Origin of the sequence: Pseudomonas sp. PMCC200344 (assembly GCF_030053095.1) — a bacterium.
GTDB lineage: Bacteria > Pseudomonadota > Gammaproteobacteria > Pseudomonadales > Pseudomonadaceae > Aquipseudomonas > Aquipseudomonas svalbardensis.
In genome coordinates this window covers 1,809,826-1,830,051 of the sequence record NZ_CP125618.1, presented here as the reverse complement: position 1 = coordinate 1,830,051, position 20,226 = coordinate 1,809,826, and the positions used below count along the sequence as shown (strand labels likewise).

The 20,226-nt window shown below is 59.0% G+C and carries 19 protein-coding genes and 1 pseudogene; 7 read left to right on the top strand and 13 right to left on the bottom strand.

All coding sequences use genetic code 11. From position 1 onward, the window contains the following. Positions 1-29: 29 nt before the first annotated feature. The 12 genes from fliD to QFW87_RS08100 all read right to left on the bottom strand — a co-directional run bounded on the left by fliD (position 30) and on the right by QFW87_RS08100 (position 15,023). The gene (gene fliD / locus QFW87_RS08155) at positions 30-1,415 is read right to left on the bottom strand and encodes a flagellar filament capping protein FliD (protein ID WP_283183554.1); all 1,386 of its coding nucleotides are present in this window, start codon (positions 1,413-1,415) and stop codon (positions 30-32) included. Positions 1,416-1,496: 81 nt separating this feature from the next. Beyond that, positions 1,497-1,847, bottom strand: a complete 351-nt coding sequence (locus tag QFW87_RS08150) for a flagellar protein FlaG (protein ID WP_283190242.1) — start codon at positions 1,845-1,847, stop codon at positions 1,497-1,499. A gap of 74 nt (positions 1,848-1,921) precedes the next feature. Continuing rightward, positions 1,922-3,367, bottom strand: coding sequence for a flagellin (locus QFW87_RS08145; RefSeq protein ID WP_283190241.1), 1,446 nt, complete (start codon positions 3,365-3,367; stop codon positions 1,922-1,924). A 255-nt stretch (positions 3,368-3,622) separates the two neighbouring features. Beyond that, positions 3,623-4,552: a ketoacyl-ACP synthase III gene (locus tag QFW87_RS08140; protein ID WP_283183551.1), complete on the bottom strand. Its 930-nt coding sequence runs from the start codon at positions 4,550-4,552 to the stop codon at positions 3,623-3,625. Between the two features lie 311 nt (positions 4,553-4,863). Next, a complete protein-coding gene (locus QFW87_RS08135) occupies positions 4,864-6,441 on the bottom strand; it encodes a flagellar hook-associated protein 3 (protein ID WP_283190240.1) in 1,578 nt (525 codons plus the stop codon). Between the two features lie 13 nt (positions 6,442-6,454). Next, complete coding sequence (gene flgK / locus QFW87_RS08130) at positions 6,455-8,464, bottom strand: flagellar hook-associated protein FlgK (RefSeq protein WP_283190239.1); 2,010 nt, start codon at positions 8,462-8,464, stop codon at positions 6,455-6,457. 22 nt (positions 8,465-8,486) lie between these two features. Continuing rightward, a complete protein-coding gene (gene flgJ / locus QFW87_RS08125) occupies positions 8,487-9,788 on the bottom strand; it encodes a flagellar assembly peptidoglycan hydrolase FlgJ (protein ID WP_283183548.1) in 1,302 nt (433 codons plus the stop codon). Between the two features lie 11 nt (positions 9,789-9,799). Continuing rightward, positions 9,800-10,888: a flagellar basal body P-ring protein FlgI gene (locus tag QFW87_RS08120; RefSeq protein WP_283184534.1), complete on the bottom strand. Its 1,089-nt coding sequence runs from the start codon at positions 10,886-10,888 to the stop codon at positions 9,800-9,802. A gap of 27 nt (positions 10,889-10,915) precedes the next feature. Then, positions 10,916-11,611 (bottom strand): flagellar basal body L-ring protein FlgH, encoded by a 696-nt coding sequence (gene flgH, locus QFW87_RS08115; RefSeq protein ID WP_149418667.1) that lies wholly within the window; start codon positions 11,609-11,611, stop codon positions 10,916-10,918. Positions 11,612-11,663: 52 nt separating this feature from the next. Further along, positions 11,664-12,449 (bottom strand): flagellar basal-body rod protein FlgG, encoded by a 786-nt coding sequence (gene flgG, locus QFW87_RS08110; protein ID WP_283183547.1) that lies wholly within the window; start codon positions 12,447-12,449, stop codon positions 11,664-11,666. A gap of 45 nt (positions 12,450-12,494) precedes the next feature. Then, entirely contained in the window at positions 12,495-13,235 is a 741-nt protein-coding gene (locus QFW87_RS08105) for a flagellar basal body rod protein FlgF (protein ID WP_283183546.1), read from the bottom strand. A 222-nt stretch (positions 13,236-13,457) separates the two neighbouring features. After that, entirely contained in the window at positions 13,458-15,023 is a 1,566-nt protein-coding gene (locus QFW87_RS08100; protein WP_283190238.1) for a sigma-54-dependent transcriptional regulator, read from the bottom strand. A 280-nt stretch (positions 15,024-15,303) separates the two neighbouring features. Between QFW87_RS08100 and phhA the strand changes: the two genes are divergently transcribed. From phhA to QFW87_RS08065, 7 genes and pseudogenes are all read left to right on the top strand, one after another. Beyond that, a complete protein-coding gene (gene phhA, locus QFW87_RS08095) occupies positions 15,304-16,089 on the top strand; it encodes a phenylalanine 4-monooxygenase (protein WP_283190237.1) in 786 nt (261 codons plus the stop codon). A 103-nt stretch (positions 16,090-16,192) separates the two neighbouring features. Further along, positions 16,193-16,549 carry a 4a-hydroxytetrahydrobiopterin dehydratase gene (locus tag QFW87_RS08090; RefSeq protein ID WP_007938547.1) on the top strand — a complete coding sequence of 119 codons (357 nt, stop codon included), beginning with the start codon at positions 16,193-16,195 and terminating at the stop codon, positions 16,547-16,549. After that, complete coding sequence (locus QFW87_RS08085; protein WP_283190889.1) at positions 16,546-17,742, top strand: amino acid aminotransferase; 1,197 nt, start codon at positions 16,546-16,548, stop codon at positions 17,740-17,742. Before QFW87_RS08090 ends, QFW87_RS08085 begins: the two co-directional genes overlap by 4 nt. Positions 17,743-17,766: 24 nt before the next feature. Further along, a pseudogene (locus QFW87_RS08080) lies at positions 17,767-17,859 on the top strand (metal ABC transporter ATP-binding protein); the annotation flags it as partial. A 160-nt stretch (positions 17,860-18,019) separates the two neighbouring features. Continuing rightward, positions 18,020-18,151, top strand: coding sequence for a hypothetical protein (locus QFW87_RS08075; RefSeq protein ID WP_008156098.1), 132 nt, complete (start codon positions 18,020-18,022; stop codon positions 18,149-18,151). 74 nt (positions 18,152-18,225) lie between these two features. Further along, entirely contained in the window at positions 18,226-18,423 is a 198-nt protein-coding gene (locus QFW87_RS08070; protein ID WP_046046420.1) for a hypothetical protein, read from the top strand. A 104-nt stretch (positions 18,424-18,527) separates the two neighbouring features. Then, entirely contained in the window at positions 18,528-19,742 is a 1,215-nt protein-coding gene (locus tag QFW87_RS08065; RefSeq protein ID WP_283190236.1) for an MFS transporter, read from the top strand. On the opposite strand, the gene arfB is transcribed toward QFW87_RS08065, so the two are convergent. Next, on the bottom strand, positions 19,739-20,152 hold the full coding sequence (arfB, locus tag QFW87_RS08060; RefSeq protein WP_008010994.1) for an alternative ribosome rescue aminoacyl-tRNA hydrolase ArfB: 414 nt from the start codon (positions 20,150-20,152) through the stop codon (positions 19,739-19,741). The genes QFW87_RS08065 and arfB overlap by 4 nt on opposite strands. Positions 20,153-20,226: the final 74 nt, after the last annotated feature.

The following is a 20,226-nucleotide window of genomic DNA, read 5'->3' as shown; positions in this document are numbered from 1 at the left end:
TGCCTGGGTTTTTTTATGCCTGATGCGGATCAGTCCGACTTCGGATTGTTCAGCGCATTGAGCGTGGTCATGATGCTGCTGCTCTGCGCCCGCAGCTTGGCCACCAGTGAGTCCATGGCGGTGTACTTGGCGGACAGGCTCGCTTGCAGGCTGGTCATGCGTGCGTCGAGGGAATCCTGCTGCTTCTTCAAATCGTTAAGACTATTGGTCAGGGTTGCTGAACGAGCAGCGAACACGCCAGTCTTGCTCAAGGCAAAGCTATCAGTGGCGGACTTCATGCGCGCCAGCAAACCGGTGTCGCCAGTAAAGATACCGTTGATGTCGGAGGCGTTGGTAAGGGCCGCGGCGTCGAACAACTTATCGTCGACGGAGAGCATCCCAGTCTTTTGATCGGTTTTAACGCCGAACTGAGCGAGCGATTTCAACTGACCCGTCCCGCCCATCGCGTTCAGCTCGGTACGCACCGCCGACATCAATGAACGCAGGGAGGCATCGCCAGTGAGGGCGCCTGACGTCACCGAACCATTGGCATTGGTGGTGACCTGAGTCTCTGCATTGGATGCCTTGATCAAGGCGTTGTAGGTATCAACGAACCCCTTGACCGCTGACTTCAACGTCGCTGTGCTCGCAGACACCGTGATGGTTGCTGGCGTCGCTGCACCACCACCGGACGGCGTCGGCGACACACCAGTCAGCTTGACCGTGATCCCGCTCACGGCATCGGCGATGGTATTGGACTTGGAGATCATCGACACACCATCCAAAACGTACGCGGCGTTCTGCGGAGGAGCAAGGACGGTGACACCTGTTTGCAGGCCTGAGTTACCCGACAGTGTCAGATCCGTACCAACACCGGTTGTGGTCGAGGTCAGTACCATACGAGAGCCACTGGCGTCGGTCAGGATGTTGGCACTCAAGCCCTTGTTGGCGTACTGCGAGTTGATCGAGTCGCGGACTTGCTGCAACGTCGCGCCGGCGGGAATGCTGACATCGAAGGTATCGCTGCCCTGCTTGATGCTCAGCGTGGTCGGCACCGAACCGGCGTTGACCACCGTAGATGCACCGCCGGCATAAACCTGGGTGGAAATCTTCGACGCAGTTGCCAGCTTGGTAACCAGCAGCGAGAAACTGCCGGCCGCCGCGCCAGTGCCGGTGGTAACGGTGGCCACCTTCTCATCGGACGACGACCCGCTCAATCCGCTGAAACTGGAGGCAGTTTTCATGTTCTCCAACGCACTGCGGAAGGCTTCCAGCGCCGCCTGAATTTTACCGATGGACGACAGCGAGGTGGTTGCTTTCAGCGTCTGATTGTTGATCTGCGTTTGCTTGGGCGCTCTTTCCGCGTCCACCAAAGACTTCACGATCGACTGGGTATCGATGTTCGAACCAATACCGCTAACCGTTGTACCCGCCATCATCTCTCTCCTTATCCAGTGGCTGCCGTTTTCTTGACTAAGCGCGTCTTAAACAGCGACAGCAACAAAATTCATGCCAGTTCAGACTTTGTCGTCAAACAACAAACTACTGGCGTCCGACAGGCTTTGCGCCAGTTTCAATGCGGTTTCCGAAGGGATCTGACGAATCACGTCACCGGTTTCAGTGGCAATGACCTTGACCACGACCCGGCCGGAGGAATCATCAATGGAAAAATCCAGCTTGCGCTGGGCAGCCTGGACGAATTCCTGAATATCGGTCACAGCTTTTTCCAGGTCATCACGCTTGGGCTCGGAGCCCACAGACGCAACGGCTTCAACCTTGGGTTGATCCTGTTTAGCGGTAACAATCGGCGCGACACTCTGGGGAGCAACGGCCGGATAGGACAGGTTCAACTTGACGCTCATGTCCATGCTAAATCTCCTCATCACGGAAAAGACGAAAGGGCACGTAAACGCGCCCTTCCGTCAGTCACCAAGCGCTGGAATTACTGAAGCAGCTTCAGTACAGCGGATGGCAGCTGGTTAGCCTGGGACAGAATCGCGGTGGAAGCCTGTTGCAGGGTTTGTTGCTTGGTCAGCTGAGCAGTTTCCGACGCGAAGTCGACGTCCTGGATCACGCCACGAGCAGCAGTGGAGTTGTCCGAGATGCTGCGCAGGTTGGCCACGGTGCTGTCGAAACGGTTTTGCACCGCACCGAGGTCAGCACGCTGGGAGTCGATGTTGGCGATTGCCTGAGTGATCACGTCAACAGCGTTTTGCGCGTTGGTAGCGGTGGTCACGTCAGTGTTGTTAACGGTGGTCTTGGCCGAGCTGACGGTAGTACCGGCAGCCACGAACAGACCCGTTGCACCAGCACCGCTCAGCGAGTAGCTGTTGGTGGAGTTCAGCGATACCGCACCAGTCACCTGGATTGGACCAGCAGCGGCAGCAACACCAGCACCGTAGGCACCGGCACCGTTTTTGGCAGCAACGGTGATACCAGCGATTGCGCCAGCGTCACCAGTGTCCAGAGTGATGTTTTCACCGGTGTCGGATTTGATTTGCAGGTTGTTGGTGGTGGCGTTGTAGTTAACGCTGATGCCCAGCTTGGCAGCGTTGGACTTCAGTTGGTCAGCCAGACCAGCGGTGTCGGTAACACCAACCATGTTGACTGCGGCACCGCTGCCTACTTTGATGGAGAAGTTGGCGCTGGCTGGAGTAGCGGCCAGGATTGCAGCAGTGTTAACAGTGAACTGAGCTTCAGTGCTGGCAGTAGCCGACAGGCCACCGATAGCGCCGTTCAGCTGAGCAGCGGTAGCCTTGGCAGACTGACCGGCAGCAACAGTTACGCTAGCGGTCTGGCCACCACCGGTGACAGCCAGAGCACCGCCGGCAACGCCAGTTGCGCTTGGCGCGATGGCCACCGACTTCAGCTGCTGGGAACCGATGTTGTTAGCCGATACGTCGCCCAGAGTCATGTTGATGGTCTGGTTTGCGTTGGCGCCAACCTGGAAAGCGGTAGTACCGAAAGAACCGTCCAGCAGGTTACGACCACCGAAAGTAGTGGTGGTAGCGATACGGGTCAGCTCGGAAGTCAGAGCAGCGTATTCAGCGTTGTTCGACTTACGGTCTTCAGCGCTTGGCGAGCCGTTCGCGGAAGCCAGAGCCAGGGTACGCATTTTCTGCAGGATGTTGGTGGATTCTTGCATCGCGCCTTCAGCAGTTTGCGCGATGGAGATACCGTCACCGGCGTTCTTGATGGCAGTCTGCAGGCCGTTGATCTGGCTGGTCAGACGGTTGGAAATTTGCAGGCCGGCCGCATCGTCTTTAGCGCTGTTGATACGCAGGCCGGAAGACAGGCGTTGCATCGAAGTTTGCAGAGCGTCGGACGAACGGGTCAGGTTCTTTTGAACGTTCAGCGATGCAATGTTGGTGTTTACTGTTAAAGCCATGACGAAATCCTCGTTGGATGGATACTGCGGCTTCCGGCCCTGACATCCGTCGGGTGTGGCCTAGAGAACCTACGTAATAGTTATCGTCGTGAAGAGGCTTTGCTTGAGCGGTTTTTTTGAAATTTTTAGTGGCAGCTTGCCAGTCCTTTATTTTCAAGGCTTTGGAGCCAGAAAATCTGGCGTCAGAAAAACGCAAAACGCCCGGCAACTTTCGTTACCGGGCGTTTTTTTCATGCCATTGGCAAGGCGCTACGATCAGCCGCGATAAAGAATCGCCGAGCCCCACGACAGGCCCACACCGAAACCACTGATGGCCACACGCGTCCATTTCGAATCGAACACATGGTTCTGCAATAGCAGCGGAATGCTCGACGACACGGTGTTGCCGGTTTCCAGCATGTCCTTGATGAACTTCTCCGGCTCGCCCTCTTCGAAGCGCCGCGCAACGGCATCGACAATCGCCGCGCTACCCTGGTGAATGCAGAAAGCGTCGATATCGTGCGCCTGCAAGTTGGACTCATCCAGCAGCTCGTGCAAATGGGCCGGAACTTTCAGCAAAGCGAAGTTAAAGACCTGGCGGCCGTTCATAAAGAACACGCCATCGGTGACCTTGAGGTGCGGCGCACCGGAACCGTCAGTGCCGAACTTCGACTTGCCGAGCTGCCAGACAGCGTTTTCGCCCATCCAGGTCGCGGTGGCAGCATCGCCGAACAGCATGGTGGTGTTGCGGTCTTCCGGGTCGACAATCTTCGAGTACGGATCAGCCGTCACCAGCAGGCCATTTTTCAGCCCCGTCGCTTCCATGAACCCCTTGAGGGCATAGATGCCGTAAACGTAACCGGAACAGCCCAGGGAGATATCAAAAGCGGCGACATGGGTTGGCAGACCCAGTTTGTCCTGAACGATCGCAGCGGTATGCGGCAGGCCTTCCTCGTCACCGTTCTGGGTGACAACGATCAAGCAATCGATGGATTCACGCTTGAGTTCAGGGCTGGCGGCGAATAGTGCATTGACTGCTTCGACGCACAGATCCGAAGTTTCCTGATCGGCACCCTTGCGCGGCAAAAACGCCGAGCCGATCTTGCCAAGGATAAAGGTTTCGTCCTTGTCGAACTTTGCACCCTGGGCGTAGTTGTCAACCCCGGCTGCCGGCACATAACTCGCTATATTTTTTATGCCAATCATTATGGCTTCCCAATAATAAACAGCTGAATATCGCCGCTCGCTGAATCGAGGGCGTCTACAGTCAGGGCTCAGCCCCCAGAGGAGGCAACGTCGGGACTCAAGGATCACCTTGAACAGACCCACCACCTTCACCGCCCGCAGACAGGATACAGTGAAGATGCGCGTTTTGACTGGCGGGTCACTCAGAGATCAGTGCTTTATTTGATTTTGTGGCACAAGCCCTGCTCCGCCCCAACCTGCCTCACTAAAAAAATGCAAAAAAAAAGCCAGCCCTCTATGACAGGGACTGGCCGCGAGCGGTCAAGACCGACTCAAAGCTTGTTGAACAGGCCCAACTGGGAAATCTTCGAGAACGCCAATTGGGCCGCCTGCAGCATGGTTTGCTGCAAGGTCAGGCGAGTCAGCACTTCCGCTGGATCGGTGTTCTTGATTCCGTTCTGCGTTGAATCGTTGATCAGGCTAGTGCTCTGGTTTTGTTCGGCCTGCATATCCATTACGTTACCCCGGGCACCGATAGCGCCACGGGCCAGGTCGACCTGATTCTTGGCGTTGCCCAGGTTGGCAAGGGCCGAAGCCACGGTGTCTTCCAGAAAGCGCTGCGCGGTCGGATTGCCCTGGGTCGGCGAGTTAAGCGCCTGACGCAGCTGACTGATGGTATCCAGCACGTTCTGGGTCTGGTGAGTATTGACCGCGATGTCGAACTGATCACCCGTGGCGGGTGCGCCGCCACTGAGGGTAAAGCTGACACCGGCCGCCGTCGCCACACCCGCCGCCACAGCCCCGGAGGTTACCGGTGTGCTACTGCTGGTCAACGGACGGGCGTACAGGTCAAAGGTCGTCGGGCTGGTGAATTTCAGAACCGCCCCGCCTTCAGGGAAAAAGCTCTGATAATCCGCAGCATTGGTCACCGAAGTCTGGCTCGCCAAAGCTGTCGATCCGTTGCTCGGCGCACGGTTGCTGACGAAGCTGTCCGGCTTGGCCGTCAACTGGAAACTGTGTCCGGCGATCACCGCGTCGGCGTTGGTGGCGTTGTCACCGGCCTGGAAAGTGATATCCAGTTTAAAGGTCACACCACGGAAGTTGACGTCGGAGCCGCCCTTGGCATTTGGGTCAAACACCCCGCCCTGACTAGCCTCGGCGGTCACGTCATTACCCAAGGCATCCGTGATCGAAAACTGGGTGCTGCTGGTGAACGCCAAGGTATAAGGCTGACCGCTGCGGAAACTTGCATCGAAAGCCGGGCCGGAACTCACCAGGCCCGGCGACAAGGCCACACGCCCGTCATTGACGGCCGGCGCGGTCATGGTGGTCGAACTTCGGGCGGCATTGATCGCCTGCTGGAAAACATCCCAACCGGTATCGTTAAGACCCAGCGACATCGAGTCACCGATCTTCAATTGCAGCTGCGTCTGGTCACCCTGATAGCTGTAGGTACCGTCGCTGTTGCGTGCAAAAGGCTGAGTATTGTTGCTTGCGCCGGAAAAAATGTACTTGCCGTTGGCATCCTTGCTGTTCATCAGGCTCAGCAGTTGATCTTCAGCCTGACCGAGTTCTGCCGCAATGGATTTACGGTCGTCGTCGTTCAACGAACCGCCACCGGCACGTACCGCCAACTCGCTGACTTTTTGCAGCACGTTGTTGATGCTGTCCAGCACGCTTTCTTCCTGGGCCTGAGCAGTGTTCAACGCGCTGATGTTGGTTGTGTACTGACCCAGCATTGCCTTTTGCTGATCAAGTTGCAGCAGGCGGGCCGCACCGACCGGATCATCCGCCGCGGTCTCAAGCTTCACGCCGCTGCTGGCCTGCTCGGCCGTCTTGATCGCGTTGTTGAAGTTGCGCTGATAGTTGGCAGCCGTCGTCGCATAGTACTGTGCAGTAGAAATACGCATGTTTTACGGCTCCTTAAAGGGCGTTGATCAGAGTGCTGAAAATTTCCTGCGCAGTCTTGATGATCTGCGAAGAAGCCGAGTAGTACTGCTGGTATTTGATCAGGTTGCCAGTCTCTTCATCGAGGTCGACACCCGACAGCGAGTCGCGAGAATCCCGGGCCTGGGTCAGGATGGTTCCGGTGGCAGTGGCATCCAGTTGACCCTGCTTGGTCATGGAGCCGACCGACGAAACCAGACCACCATAAGCATCGGTAAAACTCACGCCAGGACTGGTGGCATTCGCGCCGACCGTGGCCTTGGTTTGCAGGCCGAGCAACGCCTGGGCGTTGCGATTGTCAGTGCTGCTGGCAGCCGTCATCGAAATATTGAAACTGTCGTCCTTGGCAGGGCTGCCACTGACGGTCATCGCCACGCTGAACGTTTTGGCAACGCCCCCGACGTCTGTGTAAGGCACGGAAATATTCAGATTGTTGTTCTGGCCAGGCACGATGCTGCCAGTGCCGATGCTGGTGCCCTTGGCGTCGAACACTTGGTAGGCGGTGGTGCTGGTCATGAGCAGGCGAACCGGCATCGATGCCTTGACCGCCGTCTGTACTTCCAGGCGCTGGGCCGGATCGTAGATGTCCAGGACTGTGCTCAGAACCGGCTGACTGACAGCACCGGTGCCGTCATTGCCCGAGGCCTTGGTGGACGTCAGCGGAGCGGCCGTGGCCAAGGTTTTACTGTCGGTCATGACGGTCGTCATGTCCGCGGCAGAACTGCGCGTCGGGGTAATCTTGAAGGTGTCGCCGGCATTCACCGGGCCAGCGTTGAGGCTCAGGCTGAAGCCGTCGATGACCGGTGCAGGGGTAGCGCCCAGCGTGAAACTGCCCATGTCGGTATTGTCCGACAGACGACGCACGCTGTAGCCCGTGGCGCTGGTGAAGGTCACCTGGTAATCGCTGGCCGCCAGCTTGCTGGTGTCTTTGATGCTGACGTTGAGGTTGCCGGACGCCGGGGCGTTACTGCCATTGGCGATACTGCGCTGGCTGATGGCCTTTAGACTATTGATGTCGTTAAACAACGCCGAGCCGAAATTACCGTTCTGATCCAGCCCCTGCCCCAACTGTTTGTTGACCTGATCGGCCACCACCATGGCGATGCGACCCAGGCCGTTGACGGCTGGCGTCAGCACGTCGTCGCGGTAACGCAACAGGCCGCCCATCTCGCCGCCGCTGACCCGGGAAGTGATATCAATCGTCGAACTGCCGCGATCCATGATGATCGAGGACCGGGTAGGGTCATTCTTGTCAGCCGCCACGCGCAACGTATTGGCCGTATCACCGATGACCAGCGGCTGACCGCTGCCCAGATAAATATCCAGTCTGCCGTTGGTTTCGGTGACCTGCGTGCCCACCAGCTCGGAGAGCTGGCGAACAGTCTCGTTGCGCTGGTCCAGCAGGTCGTTGGGCATGCCACCCGAACTACTGACCTCGCTGATTTTCTTGTTGTAGGCCGCAACAGTCGCCGCCAGCTTATTGACCTGCTCAGCCATCGAGCCCAGCTGATCGTTGATGTACGTGCCTTGCTGATTCAGTTGCTGGGAGATGGCATTGAAGCGACTGCTCAACCCCTGAGCATTGGTCAACAACGCTTGACGTGCAGTGCTGTCATTGGAGTTGGCGGACAGCGTTTGCAACGACGAGAAGAACGATTGCAGCGTTTTGGTTATACCGGTGCCACTGTCCGACAACAGCTTGTCCACTTGCGTGGCTTGCCCCAGATACGCTTGCGCATCGCTGTTGAGCGAAGTGGTGGTCTGCAGTTGTGCGTCAAGGTAGCTGTTGTACACCCGACGTACATCAGCCAGGGTCGTGCCGGTACCGATGTAGACATTGCCGAATTGCTGCGAGGCTTTGGTGCCCTGCACGGTCTGCTGGCGCGAGTAACCCGCGGTATCGACGTTGGCGATGTTGTTACCCGTAGTCATCAACGACGATTGGCTGGCTGACAGCCCCGACATCCCGATGTTGAGCAAACTCATGGTTCAGACCTTATAGCAATGCCTATAAAGGCGTGGTGGTAGCGCCCGCCGCAGCGTAGTTCTGGTAACTCGTCATCTGCTTGGCTATCTGCGAAATCTTGCTTGCGTAGTCCGGGTCGGTTGCGTAACCGGCCTTCTGCAACTCGCGCACAAACTGTTCTGGGTTATCGGCCGACTTCACAACATCTTGATAGCGATTGTTGGTTTGCAGCAGCGTCACAAGGTCATGGAAGCTGTCCTTGTAAGAGTCATAGGAACGGAACTGCGCCGTCTCCTTGACCATCTCACCATTCCTGAATTCGCTGGTGATCGCGCGCGCCGATTCGCCTTTCCAACTGCTGCTGGCCTTGATGCCGAACAGGTTGTGACTGCTGCTGCCATCCTGGGCGCGCATGACCGATTTGCCCCAACCGGTTTCCAGGGCGGCCTGTGCCACCAGGTAACGCGGATCGACACCAATGCGTTCGGCGGCCTCTTTGGCCATTGGCAGCATGGTGTTGACGAATTCGTCGGCGGAACTGAACGCTTTCTTCGCCGGTGCCAGCGGTATTTGCGCCATGGCACGACCATAAACCTGCAGACGCCCGCTGGATGTCGCATCCGCTTGCGAAGCCAGCCAATCGCCGTTGTACAGGGGGCCGGAACCGGTCTTGGTGCTCTGCGGCATTTGGATGTTGTTCTGCGCCGTCGTGACGGTCGCGGCAGTGGTCGATGCCGACGGCACCAGCCCTGCGAGCAAGCGGTCGGCCAGTTTCGGCGGCAGCGCCAGGCGTCGCTGATTGATCAGCGCCATATCATTGCGATGAGTGCCCTCGCCCGCACTGGCCGACGACTTCACCGAGCGCGAAGCCCACAACGGACGCTCGCCATTGAGGCGCGACAGCGGCCCGTTGGTGGCGACCGTACCGGCGCCAATCGGGGTTTCCACGGCGGCTTTCGCGGCCGCTTGCTTGGCGGCTGACGCAGCAGCGGCCTCGCCCGGGGCAAGCGGTTTGTTCTTCGACATCTGACGCATCAGCACGTCAGCCAGACCAATACCACCGCCCTCACGGGACATGGAAACGGCCAACTGCTGGTCGTACATTTCCTGGTATTGCTTGGCTGCCGGCGTGTTGAGCGGATTGTCCTGGCCCAGCGCGTCGGTGGCCGAGCGCATGGACTTGAGCATTTCACCGAGGAACAGCGACTCGAATTCCTGCGCAACCTTGCGCATGTTCGCGTCACTGTCCTTGTCGCCGACCTTGAGCTGGTTCAAGCGATTGAGGTCCGAATAGGAACCCGAATCGTTGCTGCTGACCCCCAATCCGCCCTTGCGCATATCCATGGTCGCCGTCCTCAGATCACGATCAGGTCGGCTTGCAACGCGCCGGCCTGTTTCAGTGCTTCGAGGATGGCCATCAAGTCACCCGGTGCCGCGCCGACCTGGTTCACCGCACGCACGATTTCGTCGAGGGTGGTGCCCGGGCCGAACTTGAACATCGGCTTGGCTTCCTGCTGGGCGTTGACCCGCGAGCGCGGCACGACCGCCGTCTGCCCATTGGACAGAGGGCCGGGCTGGCTGACGATCGGGTCTTCGGTGATGGTCACGGTCAAGCTGCCGTGGGTCACGGCGGCCGGGGAAACCTTGACGTTCTGGCCGATCACGATGGTGCCGGTCCGCGAATTGATGATGACTTTCGCCACCGCCTGACCCGGGTCGACTTCAAGGTTCTCGATGATCGACAAATAGTCGACGCGCTGACTCGGATCGAGTGGCGCACTGACGCGAATCGAACCGCCGTCGATGGCCTGGGCAACGCCAGGGCCGAGCATATTGTTGATCTTGTCGACGATGCGCTTGGCCGTGGTGAAGTCCGAACGGTTGAGGTTCAGCGTCAGGCTGTTGCCCTGGTTGAAACCGCTCGGCACCGAACGCTCAACCGATGCACCGCCCGGGATACGACCGGCCGACGGAACGTTGACGGTGATCTTCGAACCATCGCGACCTTCGGCATCGAAACCGCCGACCACCAGATTGCCCTGAGCGATCGCGTAGACGTTGCCGTCGATACCCTTGAGCGGCGTCAGCAGCAAGGTGCCACCGCGCAGGCTCTTGGAGTTACCGATGGACGCTACGGTAATGTCGACCTGCTGACCCGGCTTGGCGAACGCTGGCAAATCAGCACTGATCGACACTGCCGCGACGTTCTTCAACTGCACGTTGCCCGAACCCGCCGGCACCTTGATGCCGAACTGCGAGAGCATGTTGTTGAAGGTCTGTAGGGTGAACGGGGTTTGCGTCGTCTGGTCGCCGGTACCGTTAAGTCCGACCACCAGGCCGTAGCCGATCAATTGGTTGGAACGCACGCCGGAAATACTGGCGATATCCTTCAGCCGCTCGGCTTGAGCGTTGAACGCTGCGGACAGCAACAGGGCGGCCACCATCAGGTGTTTGAAGTTCAACGTAGCCACCTAGAAAGGGAACAGCGGGCTGAGGAAGAAACGGTCGAACCAGCCTGGCTGACTCGCATCGGCAAACGCACCGGTGCCCGAATAGGTGATCCGCGCATCGGCGACGCGGGTCGACGAAACGGTGTTGTCGGTGGCGATGTCATCGGCGCGAACGAGCCCGGCAATCCGCACCAGCTCATCACCGGTGTTGAGGGTCAGCCACTTCTCGCCACGCACGGCGATGATGCCGTTGGGCAACACATCAGCGACGGTCACGGTGATCGAACCGGTCAGGCTGTTGCTCTGGCCGGACTTGCTGTCGCCCTTGGTTGCGCGGTCACCTTCGTAACCGACATCCAGACTCAGGCTACCGCTGCCCACTGGGTCACTGGTGCTCAGGCCGCCACCGAAAAACGAGCTCAGGCCGATGTCGGTCTTGCTGTTCTTGGCGGTTTGCGAGTTAGCGTTCTTACTGGCCTGGGTGCGTTCGTTCAGGGTGATGGTGATGATGTCGCCCACCCGGAATGCCTTGCGGTCGCTGTACAGGTTCTGTTCAAAACCGGCCTGATAGATCGAGCCGTTATTGGCGGCAGCCGGCAACGGTGTGCGCGGCAACACCGGGGCGTAGTAAGGGTCATTGGGCTTGGGCGGCGGGGCAACGCAGCCCGCGAGCACGACGGCCCCACTCAGTGCCAGAACAGATACAAAGCGATTCATGACCCTACCTCACGGTGTTGCAGGCGACCTGATGGCCGCCTCATAGACTTGATTACAGATTCTGCGTTACGAACGAGAGCATCTGGTCGGCGGTGGAGATCACCTTGGAGTTCATCTCGTAAGCGCGCTGAGTGGTGATCATGTTGACCATCTCCTCAACGGTGCTGACGTTCGACGTTTCCAGGGTGTTCTGCAGCGTGGTGCCGAAACCGGCCAGGCCCGGGGTGCCGACTTGCGGCGCGCCGCTGGCAGCGGTTTCCAGGAACAGGTTGTTGCCCACGGCCTGAAGACCGGCCGGGTTGATGAAGTCGGCGGTTTGCAGGTTGCCGATCACCTGGGATGCCGGGTTGCCGGCAACGGTGATGGACACGGTGCCGTCGCGACCGACCGTGAAGGTCTGGGCATCGTTGGGGATGACAATGGTCGGTTCCAGGGCGAAGCCGCTGGCGTTGACGATCTGACCATTGGAATCCAGGTGGAACGTACCGTCACGGGTGTAGGACGTGGTGCCGTCCGGCTGCAGAATCTGGAAGAAACCGCGACCGTCGATGGCCATGTCCAACGGCTGCTCGGTGGTTTGCAGGCTGCCGGCGGTGAAGTTTTTCTGGGTGCCGACAATGCGCACACCGGTACCCAATTGCAGACCCGACGGCAGTTCACTGTCCTGGGTCGACTGGGCGCCTGGCTGGCGCTTGATCTGGTAGAGCAAGTCCTGGAACTCGGCGCGGTCACGTTTGAAACCCGTGGTCGACACGTTGGCCAGGTTGTTGGAAATGGTCGTCAGGTTGGTGTCCTGGGCGGACAGACCTGTTTTGGCAACCCATAGAGCCGGAAGCATTCGATTCTCCTCGTGCGCCTGTTTTACGGCGCGACGTTCTGATAATTAGCTGATCTGCAAGACCCGAGCCATGGCCTGGTCGTCTTCTTTGGCGGTGTTCATCATCTTGATGTGCAGTTCGAACTGCTTGGCCAGGGCCAGCACCGAGGTCATTTCTTCCACGGCGTTGACGTTGCTCGACTCGAGGAAACCGGACACCAGCTTGACCTTGGCATCGGCTTGCGCCGGCTTGCCGTCCTTGGTGTGGATCGAACCGTCCAGGCCTTTGGTCATGTTCTTGAAGTCAGGGTTGACCAGTTTGATGCGGTCGACTTCGGCCATCACGCGAGGACCTTCGCCCATCGCACGAATGCTGATAGTGCCGTCCTCTCCCACTTCGATTTGCTGCTCGGGCGGCACGGCAATCGGCCCGCCATTGCCCATCACCGGCATACCATTGCCGGCCCGCAGCACGCCCAGGGCGTCGACGTTCAGGCTGCCGGTGCGCACGTAGCTTTCGCCGCCGTCAGGGTTCTGCACGGCGATCCAGCCATTGCCTTGCACCGCGACATCGAGGTCACGACCGGTTTCCACCAATGCGCCCGGGGAGAAGTCGGTGGCCGGTCGTTCGGACAGGGCAAACGCACGCGCCGGAAAGCTGTCGCCGAACACCGGCATCGAACGAGCCTGCTCCAGGTCTTTCTGGAAACCGTTGGTGGAGATGTTCGCCAGGTTGTTCGCATGAGCCTTCTGCGCCAGTGCATTCTGGCTGGCGCCGGTCATTGCCACATAAAGGTACTTGTCCACACTCTTTCCTCTGCATGCCGGACGTTTGCCGCCCACCGCTGTACTGCTGAGCCATAAGCAATTTGCAGACCAACTTTTTTCTGGCGGCGCAGGGCCCGGCAAACAAAGGACTTGAGGGATTCAGGAGGGATTGGAGGATTGTGTCGAAGACGAAAAACCGGCGGTGTTATGCCGCTTCGCGGCAAGTGCCGATCTCTTCGGCTCAACACCGACCTACAGGACTTAGGCGCTGCCGGGTTCTTTACCGACCTCATACTCTCGCAATTTATTGGCAATAGTCGTATGCGAAACCCCCAACCGCTTGCCCAGTTGCCGACTGCTCGGATGCTCGGAATACAAACGCTCCAGCACCGCTTTCTCGAAGCGCCCGACAATCTCGTCCAGCCCGCCCTCGAGCGAGAAATCGCCAAGTGGCTGACGCACGCCGTAGTCCGGCAGGCGAACATGTTCGGCCTTGACCGTCCCGCCCTCGCACAAGGAAACCGCCTGGAATAACACGTTCTCCAATTGCCGAACATTGCCCGGCCAGTGGTAATGACTGAGCCGCTCCATCGCCGCTGGCGCCAGTTTCGGCAGCGGGCAACCGATCTGCCGACTGGCCTGATCGAGGAAGTGCTCCACCAGTTGTGTCAAACCATCCAGGCATTCACGCAGTGGCGGAATGTGCAACGACAGCACGTTCAAGCGGTGATACAAATCCTGGCGAAATTCACCCCGCGCGCACAACTCGGACAGGTCGACCTGCGTCGCGCAGATCACCCGCACATCCAGATAAACCTCTTCATCGCTGCCCACACGACGGAAGCAACCGTCCTGCAGGAAACGCAGCAATTTCACCTGCAAACGTGGGCTCATTTCCCCGACGCCATCGAGAAACAGCGTACCGCCCGCTGTCAGCTCCAGCAGCCCGAGCTTGCCTTCTGCCCTCGCCCCTGCGAAAGCGCCGGGACCGTAGCCGAACAACTCGGTCTCGGCCATCGACTCCGGCAGACCGGCGCAGTTGAGCGCCATCAACGGTGACTGCCCCCGCGGACTCGCCAGGTGGCAGGCTCGCGCCAGCAACTCTTTACCGGTACCGGTTTCACCTTCTATCAATAGCGGCGCATCCAGCGGTGCCATGCGCCGGGCCTCGCGCACCACGGCGGCCATCACCTTCGAGCTTTGGAAAATGCTGTCGAACCCGCGCAATTCCTGTTTGCGCACGTTGTAGATGCGCTCACCGACCCGGTCGGCGCGGTGCAGCGTGAGTACCGCGCCGGCCATGGCTTCGCTGTCGTCATGCTCCGATTGCAATGGCGCGATGTCGGCGAGAAACACGTCACCCTTGACCTTCACCCGCAAGCCGTTGATCCGCGACTTGTTGGCGCGCACCAGTTCCGGCAAGTCGAAATCTTCGGCGTAACGCGACAGTGGAATCCCAGGCACCTCATCCACGCGCACCCCGAGCAACTGCGCCGCTGCGCGGTTGGCCGCGACGATCGAGCCGCCCATGTCGATCGACAGCACCGGAAACTCCAGGGCGCCGAGCAAGGCATTGAGTTCCATGTGCCGACGCTCGCTGGGCATCAGACCTACGCGCTTGACGCCAAAAACCCCGGCAATCGATTCAAATTTCGGACGCAAAGCCTGGAACTGAATGTTGATCAGGTTCGGGCAATGCAGGTAGATGGCATTGCCATGCTCACCGCCGACCTCGCCGCGTGCGACGTTGATCCCGTATTCCACCAGCAGGTTGAGAATGTCGCGCAGGATGCCGATGCGGTTCTGGCAGTGGACTTTGATACGCATATAAAGGCCCGAAACAGGAGTGATCGAGGGCCTGAGCCAGAAATTTTCTGCGCAGGCGCCAACTTAGTCGTCAAGATTATGTGACACCTGCAAGCCATTTCAAACCCGCAAATCCCAATCTCTGCGCCATAGCGGCTGATCCGTAACGAAAACTTTACGAAAACCGACGAATTTTCCTACGCACCACGCGACTCGCGTGCTGCAACACTGCATTTCTTGAGGTATTTCTAGGTCCATAGCAGGACATAACAAGAACGAAATCCCCTAGCAGGAGAGCAGCATGAAGCAGACGCAATACGTGGCTCGCGAGCCCGATGCGCAAGGTTTTATCGACTACCCCGCCGAAGAACACGCGGTGTGGAACACGCTGATTACTCGCCAACTGAAAGTGATCGAGGGTCGCGCGTGCCAGGAATACCTGAACGGTATCGAAAAACTCGGTCTGCCCCACGACCGCATTCCGCAACTCGGTGAGATCAACAAGGTCCTCGGTGAAACCACCGGGTGGCAGGTCGCCCGGGTACCCGCACTGATCCCCTTCCAGACCTTTTTCGAATTGCTCGCCAACAAGCAGTTCCCGGTAGCGACGTTTATTCGTACCCGCGAAGAGCTGGATTACCTGCAAGAGCCGGACATTTTCCACGAGATCTTTGGCCACTGCCCGCTGCTGACCAACCCTTGGTTCGCCGAATTCACCCACACCTACGGCAAACTCGGCCTACAGGCTACCAAGGAAGAACGCGTGTACCTGGCGCGTTTGTACTGGATGACCATCGAGTTCGGTCTGGTCGACACTTCAGAAGGTATGCGCATCTACGGCGGCGGCATTCTCTCCTCGCCGAAAGAAACCGTTTACTGCCTGTCGGACGAACCTGAGCATCAGGCCTTCGATCCGCTGGAATGCATGCGCACGCCGTATCGCATCGACATCCTGCAACCGCTGTACTTTGTCCTGCCGAACCTCAAACGCCTGTTCGACCTCGCCCACGAAGACATCATGGGCATGGTCAAGCAAGGCATGCAGCTGGGCTTGCGCGCACCAAAATTTCCGCCAAAGGCTGCGTGATCCGCAGCTTTTAGAATCAAGTGAGCCTGTCAGGAACCAACGCTTTGGTTTAGCGTGGTGAATTGACGGCCGAATTCCAATAATTCGATTTCAGGAACCCATCATGTCCACATTAAACCAAGCCCATTGCGAAGCCTGCCGCGCCGATGCCCCTCAGGTCAGCGACGAAGAACTGCCGATACTGATCAAGCAGATCCCTGACTGGAACATTGAAGTACGCGACAGCGTGATGCAGCTGGAAAAAGTTTTCCTGTTCAAGAACTTCAAGCACGCACTGGCGTTCACCAACGCCGTCGGTGAAATCTCCGAGGCTGAAGGTCACCACCCAGGCCTGCTGACCGAGTGGGGCAAAGTCACCGTGACCTGGTGGAGCCACTCCATCAAGGGCCTGCATCGCAACGACTTCATCATGGCCGCGCGCACTGACGAAGTGGCCAAGGACGCCGAGGGCCGCAAATAATGCATTTCGACGCCATAGGTCGAGTACCCGGCGACCCGATTCTCGGCCTGATGGAGGCCTATGCGCAGGACCCCAACCCGCGCAAGTTCGACCTCGGCGTGGGCGTCTATAAAGATGCCCAGGGCCTGACACCGATCCCCCAGTCAGTGAAGCTCGCCGAGCAGCGCCTGCTGGATCGGCAGACCACCAAGACCTACATCGGTGGTCACGGTGAACCGGCGTTCGGCAAGGCCATCGTTGAATTGGTGCTGGGTGCCGATTCCCCGCTGATCGCTGAACATCGGGCCGGCGCGACGCAAACGCCGGGCGGCACCGGCGCGCTGCGCTTGAGTGCCGACTTCATCGCCCAATGCCTTCCCGGCCGGGGCGTGTGGCTGAGCAACCCGACCTGGCCGATCCACGAAACCATCTTCGCGGCAGCCGGAGTCAAGGTCAGTCATTACCCGTATGTTGGCAGCGATAACCGCCTCGACGTCGAAGCGATGCTCGCGGCACTCAAGGAAGCGCCGAAGGGCGATGTGGTGCTGCTGCACGCCTGCTGCCACAACCCGACCGGGTTCGATCTGTCCCATGACGATTGGCGCCGGGTGCTGGACGTGGTGCGCAGTCGCGATTTGGTGCCGCTGATCGACTTCGCCTACCAGGGCTTCGGCGATGGCCTGGAACAGGATGCCTGGTCGACGCGGTTGTTCGCTGCCGCGTTACCGGAAGTGCTGATCACCAGTTCCTGCTCGAAGAACTTCGGCCTGTACCGCGACCGCACCGGCGCGCTGATCGTCTGCGCGAAAACCACTGACAAGCTGGTGGACATCCGCAGCCAACTGGCCAACATCGCCCGCAACCTGTGGTCGACACCGCCGGATCACGGCGCGGCTGTGGTGGCGACCATCCTCAGTGATCCAGAGCTGAAAAGCCTCTGGGCCGACGAAGTGGAAGCCATGCGTTTGCGTATCGCCCAACTGCGCAGCGGTTTGGTTGAAGCGCTTGAACCTCATGGTTTGCGCGAGCGCTTTGCGCACATCGGCGTGCAGCGCGGGATGTTTTCCTACACCGGTTTGTCGCCGGAACAGGTCAAACAACTGCGTGATCATCACAGCGTTTACATGGTCAACTCAGGCCGGGCCAACGTGGCCGGGATTGATGCAACGCGCCTGGACCTGCTGGCCGAAGCAATCGCCAAGGTTTGCAAGTAACCATCAAACCCTGTACAGCCCCCTGTGGGAGCGAGCCTGCTCGCGAATGCGGAGTGTCAGTCGACATCAACATTGACTGATCCACCGCATTCGCGAGCAGGCTCGCTCCCACATTTGTTTTGTGTCGCTCTCTCTTCCAGACCTGTCTAGACAACCCCATCCGTCGCAACAATTGGATATAAAAGTCTATTTGTCATTTCTTCTGCTGTATCCTCCCCAAGCTTTTTAAAAGCGCGGATCTACCAGATCTATCAACAGACTTTGCGAGGAGCGCGATATGCACGAGATCCCTAATCTCCCCTTCCCAAGCCTGCACGAAACTGAGCAGACGCCCACGCAACAAGCCGGTGCCCAACAGCCCGAGCCGAAAGAAGCCACTGAACGCCGCAAGGCCGACAGCGAAGACTGATTCACCTGCAATGCCAGACCGTGTGGAAAGCGCTAACATGCGCTTTCCACACCGCCTGAACCCTTGAGCTCACCATGACCGACGACTTCACTCCTCCTTTTGATGAAGAGCTGCAGGCCAGCGTCTTGATCGGCACCACCGAGAAGATGATCGATATCTGGAATCGCCTGTCCCCCGAGAAACGCGCCGCGCTGCTCGCCCGTTTCGGCAGCGAAGAAAACGCCTTGGCCGCCCTGGTCACCACGCACCTGGTCGCTCCCGCCAAACCCTGATTCATCCCCGCCCGGCAAATAGTTTTACTTTTTCACGACCCGCAGCCGCTTGCGCCGCTATCATAAGCAGCCTATCTATCCTGCTTCCCCGTGGATCTTTACCCATGTCTGAAAACCAGCGCCCCCTGGCGGTCACGCTGCAAGTCGTTTCCATCGTCCTGTTCACCTTCATCGGCTACCTGAATATCGGCATTCCCCTGGCCGTGTTGCCGGGCTACGTCCACAGCGATCTGGGCTTCGGCGCGGTCATCGCCGGGCTGGTGATCAGCGTGCAATACCTGGCCACCCTGCTCAGTCGTCCGTATGCCGGGAAAATCATCGACAACAAGGGCAGCAAACTCGCCGTGATGTACGGCCTCGCCGGCTGCGGGTTGAGCGGCGTGTTCATGCTGATTTCGGCCTGGACCCAAAGCCTGCCGACCTTGAGCCTGATCAGCCTGTTGATCGGCCGTCTAGTGCTCGGCAGCGCAGAAAGCCTGGTGGGCTCCGGTTCGATCGGCTGGGGCATCGGCCGGGTTGGCGCGGCGAATACTGCCAAAGTCATTTCCTGGAACGGCATCGCCAGTTATGGCGCCATCGCCATCGGCGCACCGCTGGGCGTGCTGCTGGTCAGTCAATTGGGTTTGTGGAGCATGGGCGTAAGCATCGTGTTGCTGGCCGTCCTCGGCCTGGTGCTGGCCTGGCCGAAAACCGCCGCGCCGATTGTGGTCGGTGAACGTTTGCCGTTCATGCATGTGCTCGGTCGGGTGCTGCCGCATGGTTGCGGCCTGGCGCTGGGTTCCATCGGTTTCGGCACTATCGCGACTTTCATCACGTTGTATTACGCCACGCAGCATTGGGACAACGCGGTGCTGTGCTTGAGTTTGTTCGGCGCCAGTTTCATCGGTGCGCGGCTGCTGTTCGGCAACCTGATCAACCGCCTCGGCGGCTTTCGCGTGGCGATTGCCTGCCTGTCTGTGGAAACACTGGGGCTGTTGCTGCTATGGCTGGCGCCGGACGCTCATTGGGCATTGGCCGGTGCGGCGCTAAGCGGGTTCGGTTTCTCGCTGGTGTTCCCCGCGCTGGGCGTGGAAGCGGTCAACCTGGTGCCGGCCTCAAGTCGTGGCGCAGCAGTCGGGGCTTATTCGTTGTTCATCGATTTGTCGCTGGGGATTACCGGGCCGCTGGCCGGCGCGATTGCGGCAGGCTTTGGTTTTGCCTCGATCTTCCTGTTCGCTGCACTCGCCGCGTTGAGCGGTCTGGCATTGAGTGTTTACTTGTACCGGCAGGCGCCGAAGCATCTCAATGAAAAGTACCGGGAAGAGCGCCAAGCCCGCTAAAAATCGACCTTGCCGCGCCCGGCCTTGATACTGCCACGCTTGGTCTTGGATTCGAGCCGACGCTTCTTCGAACCGAGGGTCGGTTTGGTCGGACGACGTTTCTTTTCGACCTTGGTGGCACTGAGGATCAGCTCGGTCAGCCGTTCCAGCGCATCCGCGCGATTGGCTTCTTGCGTGCGGTATTGCTGGGCCTTGATGATCAACACCCCTTCGCTGGTGATGCGACTGTCACGCAGCGCCAGCAGCCGTTCCTTGTAGAACTCGGGCAAGGACGAGGCAGGAATGTCGAAACGCAGGTGCACCGCGCTGGAGACTTTATTGACATTCTGCCCACCGGCGCCCTGGGCACGAATGGCGGTCAACTCGATCTCGGCATCCGGCAGATGCACGTTGTTGGATATCACCAGCATGGAAAGCGTCCGTATTCAGAACGCGCAGGATACCGCGAATGAACTGAAAGAATGCGGTCCCTGTGGGAGTGGAG